Origin of the sequence: Anaeromonas gelatinilytica (assembly GCF_016820635.1) — a bacterium.
Taxonomy (GTDB): Bacteria; Bacillota; Clostridia; order Tissierellales; family SIT17; genus Anaeromonas; species Anaeromonas gelatinilytica.
On record NZ_WSFU01000104.1, the window covers coordinates 1 to 8,002 of the forward strand.

The window sequence follows — 8,002 nt, forward strand, 5'->3', positions numbered from 1 at the left end:
TTCAAATTTTCTACTTATGCATGCAATGGGACCAAATGTAGCAGGAGTTATTGGTTCAGCGGTGGCAGCAGGTTTATTATTAATGTTTTTTGCTTAAATTTAAGTCGGTCTTTTTTGGACCGACTTTAATTATTTTTAAAATATTATAAAATTGGGTACATTAAATGATATAATTATATTAAAAATATGAGAGGTGATATAATGAGTAAAGAAAAGAGTTCAGGAGTAAAAGGACTTACATTAGGATTATTGATAGGAGGAGCTGTAGGGTTAATGCTATCTCCAGAAACCGGAAAAGAAAATAGAGAGAAGTTAAAGAAAAATTTATATAAGGCTTCAGATAAGTTGAAGGAAATTGCAGAAAGTATTAATACAGAAGAACATACGAATTATGTGAATATAGAAAATGATGATATTTCTGAAAATGGTTCAGTATTTATTAATGAAAAACATATAGATGATGTGGACTTAGACTAGATATATGTTGAATACAAAAAGCTAGTCAGGGGGTAAAAAAGTGAAGGATAAAATTATAGAAATATTAAGGGAAAATAAAGGATTGTTCATATCTGGTCAAGATATAAGTGATAAATTAAATGTATCGAGAACTTCTATATGGAAACATATCTCAAAACTAAAAGAAGAGGGATATATTATTGAGTCTGTATCTCGAAAAGGATATAGGTTATTAAAGTCTCCAGATTTATTAGAACCCAGCCTAATAGATAAATTATTAAATACTAAATATATGGGAAGAAAAATTTATCATTATGATTCTATTGATTCCACAAATAACGAAGCAAAAAAATTAGCACAAAATGTAGAGGAAGGTACGATAGTAATAGCAGAAGAGCAATTAGGAGGTAAGGGAAGATTAAATAGAAAATGGACATCTCCTAAAAGGAAAGGAATATGGATGTCCGCAATTTTCAAGCCAAATATTTCTCCTTCAGAATCTCCTAAAATAACTCAGATAGCAGCTGCAGCAGTCTCTAAGGCAATTGAAGGTATTGGAATAAGCAATAAAATTAAATGGCCAAATGATATAGTAATTAGAGGAAGAAAAGTTTGTGGTATTTTAACAGAAATGAGTGGAGAAATAAATAGGGTAAATTATATTATCATAGGGATAGGAGTAAATGTTAATTTGGAAGAAAAAGATTTTTTGCAAGATATTAGAAACAATGCAACTTCATTAAAAATAGAAAAAAGAGAATCTATTAATCGAGTAAAATTGATAGCAAAAATATTAAATGAATTTGAGTATCTTTATGAAGATTTTATTAATACTGGATCAATTAAAAATTCTGTAGATATATGCAAAAAGAATTCAGCATTAATAGACAAAAGGGTAAGAGTTATAAATGGGAATAATATAAAGGAAGCAATAGCAATGGATATAGACGAAAATGGAAGATTATTAGTAAGGTATGATGATGGAAGTTCTGAAAGGATAATTTCAGGAGAAATTTCCATTAGAGGAATAAAAGGATATGTGTAATTTTTATTGATATTTTAAAATAAACCTGCTAGAATAATTATTGTATTAAAGCTGGTAACCTTATTGGTATCGGACTGCTATAAAATATATTAAATAAAATACGACTAGTATTCTCTAAGAAACTAGAGCGGGAGGTATGTAAAATGAAAAAAAAAGCTAAGAAGCCAATCACAACTAAGAGATTAGCTATTATTGGTATGCTTGGAGGTATATCTGCAATTTTAGGTTTGACTCCTATTGGTTTTATTCCAATAGGACCAACGAATGCGACAATAATGCACATACCTGTTATTATTGGAGCTATAATTGAAGGCCCTGTTGTGGGTGTTTTGGTAGGTTTGATTTTTGGGATATTTAGTATTATAAGAGCAATAACTGCTCCCACTGTAGTATCACCATTGTTTTACAATCCATTGGTATCTGTATTACCTAGATTATTAATAGGAATAACAGCGTATTACTCTTATATTACATTTAAAAAGATGGGAAAGAAATCATCTATAATTACATTAGTAATAATATGGGTAAGTACTATATTTTATTTAGGGAATAATCTTATTAGTGGATTAAATACAGGGAAATCTATGACATTATTAAATATTTTTCTTATATTAATTACTATTTCTGTTGGATATTATTCATTTAAAAAGTTTAATGGTGATGCAGTTGAAATAGTAATTTCATCAGCAATAGGAACACTAACTAATACAATAGGTGTATTAGGAATGATATATTTATTATATGGAGAAAAATATGTTGAATTAACTGGTGGAGATACAGCCTTTGTTGGAAAGGCTATATTGAGTATAGGAATTGCGAATGGAATACCAGAGGTTATAGTTGCAATGATAATAGTAACTGCTGTAGTATCGGGAGTGAAGAAGAAGGTTTAAAAATAAAAAGAAGGTGACGGAAGTGGTTTTAGTAATTGATGTGGGAAATACTAATATTGTTTTAGGGATATATAATGATGAGGAACTTTTAAAGTCTTGGAGAATTGCTACTGATAAAAATAAATCCTCTGATGAATATGGAATGCTTATAGATAGATTATTTAGTTATAACGGATATAAATTAACTGAAGTAGAAGCTATTATAATTTCTTCTGTAGTGCCACCATTAATGTATTCATTACAAGCTATGAGTATAAAATATTGTAATAAGGAAGCTTTAGTGGTTGGACCTGGGATAAAAACAGGTATGAATATTATCTATGATAATCCTAGAGAAGTAGGAGCAGATAGAATTGTAAATGCTGTTTCTGCATATCAGCAATATGGAGGCCCCATAATAATAGTTGATTTTGGTACAGCTACCACTTTTTGTGGAGTTTCAGAAGAAGGAGATTATCTAGGGGGTGTTATAGCTCCAGGAATTAAAATATCTAGTGAAGCTCTATTTCAAAGGGCAGCAAAGCTTCCAAAGGTTGAATTGAAAAAGCCTGGAAAAGTAATAGGTAGAAATACAGTAAATAGTATGCAATCTGGTATAATATATGGATATGTAGGATTAGTTGATTATATTATAGAGAGAATGAAGAAGGAATCTAATTTAGAGAAGGCCAAAGTTATAGCTACTGGAGGTCTTTCAACATTGATAGCATCTGAAACCAAAAATATAAATAAAATAGACAAGCTTCTTACTCTTGAAGGATTAAGAATAATTTATGAACTAAATAAGGATACTATATAAGCTCGACATGATGTCGAGTTTATTCTTTAGCAATGAGGTGATGAGGTGAAAATTGGAAATATTACATTAGAGAATAATGTGTTTTTAGCTCCTATGGCTGGAGTAACTGATTTGTCCTTTAGACTTTTGTGTAAAGAACAGCATGTAGGACTTTTATATACTGAAATGGTGAGTGCAAAGGGACTATATTATGGAGATAGGAAGACGGAAGAATTAATGAAAATAGAAGAGGAAGAAAGACCAGTTTCCCTTCAGATTTTTGGGTCTGATGCTGATATTATGAGTAATGTAGTTAAAAATAAATTAAATCATAGAGAGGATATTGATATTATAGATATTAATATGGGATGTCCAACACCAAAAATAGTCAAAAATGGTGATGGAAGTGCTTTATTAAAAAAACCTCAACTAATAAAAGAAATAGTATCAAAAATTGTAAGTGTATCTAACAAGCCAGTAACCGTTAAGATACGAACAGGATGGGATGAAAATGATATCAATGCAGTTGAAATAGGAAAAATTATAGAAGAAAGTGGTGCTACTTTACTTGCTATACATGGAAGAACTAGAGAACAATTTTATTCTGGTGAAGCTAATTGGGATATTATAAGAGATGTAAAAAAAGCTATAGATATTCCTGTAATAGGTAATGGCGATGTGTTTACTCCTGAATATGCTAAAAGAATGATAGAATATACTAATTGTGACGGTGTAATGATAGGGCGTGGAGCTAGAGGTAACCCTTGGTTATTTAGTAGAACAGTTAAATTATTAAATGAGGGAATATTATTACCAGAACCTATAGATGAAGAGAAAATAAATATGTGTATAAGACATCTTAATTTATTATGTAAATATAAAGGTGAAAGCATTGCTGTAAAGGAAATAAGAAAACATATAGGATGGTATATAAAAGGTATGCATAATTCTTCTTTTATTAGAGGAGAATTAAATAGTATGGATAGTAAAGTTAAAATAATAAATTTATTAAAGGAGTATATTAACTCTATAAATTAAGGGATTAAATATAAAGAATAGATATATATTCCCTTTCATATAATACTTATACAATAATTGGTGTACAATAGTATGAGTATTGGGGTGAGATATATGCAAAGGTTTATTTATGTTGTATCAGCAAAAACTTATTATGATCAATTAAGAAAAAAGGGAACATATAAACATATTCCGGAGTTTTTACTTAAAATAATGGATAAAAAGATATCAGGAAATATATTAACAGAAATTAAATTTAAAGAAGATATAATAGGATATTGTATTGGAATCACGATGAGAGAAGATTTGACCAAAGATGAATTGGCAAGTAGGATTGAAGATTTTATTGAAAATAAATCGCCCATAGAAAAAATAAATGTTATAATATTTGAAAATGATAATGATTTAATATTTACAAAAACATTAATAGAAAAAAATATTTTAGAGGTTACAGATATATCAAAGGATATAAAGATAAAGACGATACCTTTTGTTTTAAAGAAATTAGTTAGTAAGATAAAAAGGTTTAATAAGGGAATAGAATTATTGATTATTCCTGAGAAAAAAGATGATGTAAGTGCTATCATTGAAAAAAATTTATCAGATATAAAGTATATATCAGTCTATACAGAGAGTGAAGAAATAGGTAATAGTGTATTTGATGATGCAATTAAAGATATAGGATTATCAATAGAAATAATTAAAGATTTATCTAAAATTAATAGATTTGATGTAATTATTAATTTTAGAAAGAATATAAATTTTATTAAATGGGTAAAAAGAAATAGTATAGTATTTAATATATATAATAATTTATCATATGAAAATAATTCATGTATTATTGTAGATGATTTTACATTTGATAATTTAGGATTGATGAATAATGTTAATAAGAACATTAGTTTTAAGGAAGAAATACCATCTAGTATCTATTCCTATAAAGAAACTTTTGATATAAGGGATTTTAGAAGGTTAGAAATTAATAAAAATCTTTATAATTTAGAGGAAATTTGTGATAGATTTATTGTTAAAAAATGAGTATATAACAATTAGAAAGTATATTGCAAATATTCTTGACATAATAAGTTTACTAAATTATAATAATGAACATATATATATGGAATAGAGAAATAATTAAAATCATTGTAAGAAGGAGAGTAGAATTCAATGGCACAAAATAAAGATGTTGTTTTGACAGTTGAGGGGTTAAAAAAAGTAGAGGCTGAATTAGAGCAACTTAAAACAGTTAGAAGGAAAGAAGTAGCAGAAAGAATTAAAACTGCTATAGCTTTTGGAGATATAAGTGAGAATTCTGAGTATGACGAAGCTAAAAATGAACAGGCACAAGTTGAAGAAAGAATTTTTAAATTAGAGAATATGGTAAGAAATGCTAGAATAATAGATGATGAAGATATATCATTAGAAATTGTAAGTGTTGGTTCTAAGGTGAAAGTTTTAGATTTAGAATATGATGAAGAAGTAGAATATTCTATAGTAGGTTCTGCTGAGGCAGATCCTTATGAAGGAAAGATTTCTAATGAATCACCAGTAGGAGATGCTTTATTAGGAAAAAAAGTAAATGATTTGGTCGAAGTACAAGTTCCAGATGGAACTATTAAGTATAAAATATTAGAAATAAGTAGATAAAAAACGGAGGTAGATGTAAGGATGAGTAATGGTGAAAATAACCTTAATGAATTACTTCAAATAAGACGAGAGAAATTACAGAAGCTAAAGGAAGAAGGAAGAGATCCTTTCAAGATTGAAAAATACAAACCTACTCATCATAGTAAATTTATAATAGAAAACTTTGATGAAATGGAAGGAAAAACAGTAATTGTTGCTGGAAGGATTATGAGTAAAAGGGGTCAAGGTAAAGTAGGATTCTATGATATACAAGATAGTGAAGGTAGAATTCAAGTATTTGCTAAAAAAGATCTTTTAGGAGAAGAGGAATACAATCTTTTAAAAACTTATGACATAGGTGACATAATAGGATTAGAAGGAGAAGTATTTAAAACCAGGATGGGAGAAGTATCTATAAGAGCTAAAAAAATAGATTTACTGTCCAAATCGCTTCAAGTATTACCAGATAAATGGCATGGACTTAAAGATGCAGATTTAAGATATAGGCAGAGATATACCGATCTTATAGTGAATCCTGATGTAAAAGAGACTTTTATACTCAGATCTAAAATAATGAAAGCCATAAAAGAATTTTTAGATAATAGAGGATATTTAGAAGTTGAAACTCCAATACTTAATACTATAGCAGGAGGAGCAACAGCAAAACCTTTTATAACTCATCATAATACATTAGATATTGATATGTATCTAAGAATAGCCAATGAGTTATATCTTAAAAGATTAATAGTTGGTGGATTTGATAAAGTTTATGAAATGGGAAGAATGTTTAGAAATGAAGGTATGTCTATAAAGCATAATCCAGAATATACTTCAATAGAACTATATGAAGCCTATGCAGATTATAAAGATATGATGGAAATTACTGAAAATGTAGTTGCTTATGCTTCAGAAAAAGCTCTTGGAACCACTAAAATAGAATATCAAGGTACAGAGATTGATGTTGCTCCTCCATGGAATAGAATGTCTATGGAAGAAGCAGTTAAGAAATATACTGGAGTAGATTTTGATGAAATAAATACAGATGAAGAAGCTATAAAAGCTGGAAAAGAAAAGGGTATAGAAATAAAAGCTGGTATGACTAGAGGGCATATAATAAATGAATTATTTGAAGAGTATTGTGAAGAACATTTAGTACAACCAACATTTATAACACATCATCCGGTTGAAGTATCACCTCTTGCTAAGCGTAATCCAGATGACCCAAGAAAGACTAATAGGTTCGAAGCCTTTATCAACACTTGGGAGATTGCCAATGCATTTTCTGAGTTGAATGATCCTATTGATCAAAAAGAAAGATTTGAAGATCAATTAAAGGCTAGGGAAGCTGGAGACGATGAGGCACATATGATGGATTTAGATTTTGTAAATGCATTAGAAGTAGGATTACCACCAACAGGTGGTTTAGGAATAGGAATAGATAGACTTATAATGATACTAACAAATAAATCTTCTATAAGAGATGTATTATTGTTTCCTACTATGAAACCAATAGAATAATTATATAAGACATGTCATTTCAATATGATATGTCTTTATTTTAGGCTCTATGTGAATAGTTGGGGTAGGTATTCCGTTGAATACCTACCTTAATCTTGTTTATCAAGATTCTGTGGTCATATCTTGTTTATGCTTAAAAATTAAGAAAAATATACATAACAAATAAACTTAGGAAAATAAAGAAAAGTGATGAGATTATATATCATCACTTTTTTGTTATTTCTGTATTATAAATTAACAATGATATATATTAAAATATTCTGATATTTCCATGAAAAATGAAGGAAATGGAAAATGTTTGTAGAATAGATAGTAAAGGTTAAAATAAGTAAAAAAGTTTCAGTACATACTTTGAGACATTCCCTTGCAACACATTTTTTAGTAAGAAAGGATTGAATAAATTAATTGATTTAATAACTAATGGTCAAGTAGAAAAAATAATTATATTTTATAAGGATAGACTTGTTCGTTTTGGGTTTGAGTTGATAGAAAATATATGTACTAAATTTGGTACAAAAATAGAAATTATAGATAATACAGATAAAACAGAAGAACAGGAGTTGGTTGAAGATTTAATCCAAATAGTTACTGCTTTTAGTTGGGGATTTCAAGGGAAAGAGCTAATAAAGCTAAAAAAGTTTTAAAGGAGTTAAAGAAAAATGATTAAAA

9 protein-coding genes and 1 pseudogene are annotated in these 8,002 nt (G+C 28.4%); all 10 read left to right on the plus strand.

The window, feature by feature from the left end; translation table 11 throughout:
• Positions 1-97 (plus strand): sodium ion-translocating decarboxylase subunit beta (locus GOQ29_RS08695; protein ID WP_203372261.1); only part of this gene is annotated, 97 nt, incomplete at its 5' end.
• 104 nt (positions 98-201) lie between these two features.
• Positions 202-477: a YtxH domain-containing protein gene (locus GOQ29_RS08700; RefSeq protein ID WP_203372262.1), complete on the plus strand. Its 276-nt coding sequence runs from the start codon at positions 202-204 to the stop codon at positions 475-477.
• 40 nt (positions 478-517) lie between these two features.
• Entirely contained in the window at positions 518-1,501 is a 984-nt protein-coding gene (locus GOQ29_RS08705) for a biotin--[acetyl-CoA-carboxylase] ligase (RefSeq protein ID WP_203372263.1), read from the plus strand.
• 143 nt (positions 1,502-1,644) lie between these two features.
• On the plus strand, positions 1,645-2,394 hold the full coding sequence (locus tag GOQ29_RS08710; protein ID WP_203372264.1) for an ECF transporter S component: 750 nt from the start codon (positions 1,645-1,647) through the stop codon (positions 2,392-2,394).
• 13 nt (positions 2,395-2,407) lie between these two features.
• Positions 2,408-3,193 carry a type III pantothenate kinase gene (locus GOQ29_RS08715; RefSeq protein WP_484477075.1) on the plus strand — a complete coding sequence of 262 codons (786 nt, stop codon included), beginning with the start codon at positions 2,408-2,410 and terminating at the stop codon, positions 3,191-3,193.
• A gap of 45 nt (positions 3,194-3,238) precedes the next feature.
• Positions 3,239-4,210, plus strand: a complete 972-nt coding sequence (gene dusB / locus GOQ29_RS08720) for a tRNA dihydrouridine synthase DusB (RefSeq protein ID WP_203372266.1) — start codon at positions 3,239-3,241, stop codon at positions 4,208-4,210.
• Positions 4,211-4,303: 93 nt separating this feature from the next.
• The gene (locus GOQ29_RS08725) at positions 4,304-5,227 is read left to right on the plus strand and encodes a hypothetical protein (protein ID WP_203372267.1); all 924 of its coding nucleotides are present in this window, start codon (positions 4,304-4,306) and stop codon (positions 5,225-5,227) included.
• Between the two features lie 129 nt (positions 5,228-5,356).
• Positions 5,357-5,836 (plus strand): transcription elongation factor GreA, encoded by a 480-nt coding sequence (gene greA / locus GOQ29_RS08730; protein ID WP_203372268.1) that lies wholly within the window; start codon positions 5,357-5,359, stop codon positions 5,834-5,836.
• 21 nt (positions 5,837-5,857) lie between these two features.
• Entirely contained in the window at positions 5,858-7,333 is a 1,476-nt protein-coding gene (lysS, locus tag GOQ29_RS08735) for a lysine--tRNA ligase (protein WP_203372269.1), read from the plus strand.
• 377 nt (positions 7,334-7,710) lie between these two features.
• Positions 7,711-8,000 (plus strand): annotated as a pseudogene (locus GOQ29_RS08740) (recombinase family protein); the annotation flags it as partial.
• Positions 8,001-8,002 lie beyond the last annotated feature (2 nt).

Excerpts from the sequence above, each read along its gene's own strand:
- GOQ29_RS08700 (WP_203372262.1), top strand. The coding sequence starts at position 202 with ATGAGTAAAGAAAAGAGTTCAGGAGTAAAAGGACTTACATTAGGATTA.
- GOQ29_RS08710 (WP_203372264.1), top strand. The coding sequence starts at position 1,645 with ATGAAAAAAAAAGCTAAGAAGCCAATCACAACTAAGAGATTAGCTATT.
- GOQ29_RS08725 (WP_203372267.1), top strand. The coding sequence starts at position 4,304 with ATGCAAAGGTTTATTTATGTTGTATCAGCAAAAACTTATTATGATCAA.
- greA (WP_203372268.1), top strand. The coding sequence starts at position 5,357 with ATGGCACAAAATAAAGATGTTGTTTTGACAGTTGAGGGGTTAAAAAAA.
- lysS (WP_203372269.1), top strand. The coding sequence starts at position 5,858 with ATGAGTAATGGTGAAAATAACCTTAATGAATTACTTCAAATAAGACGA.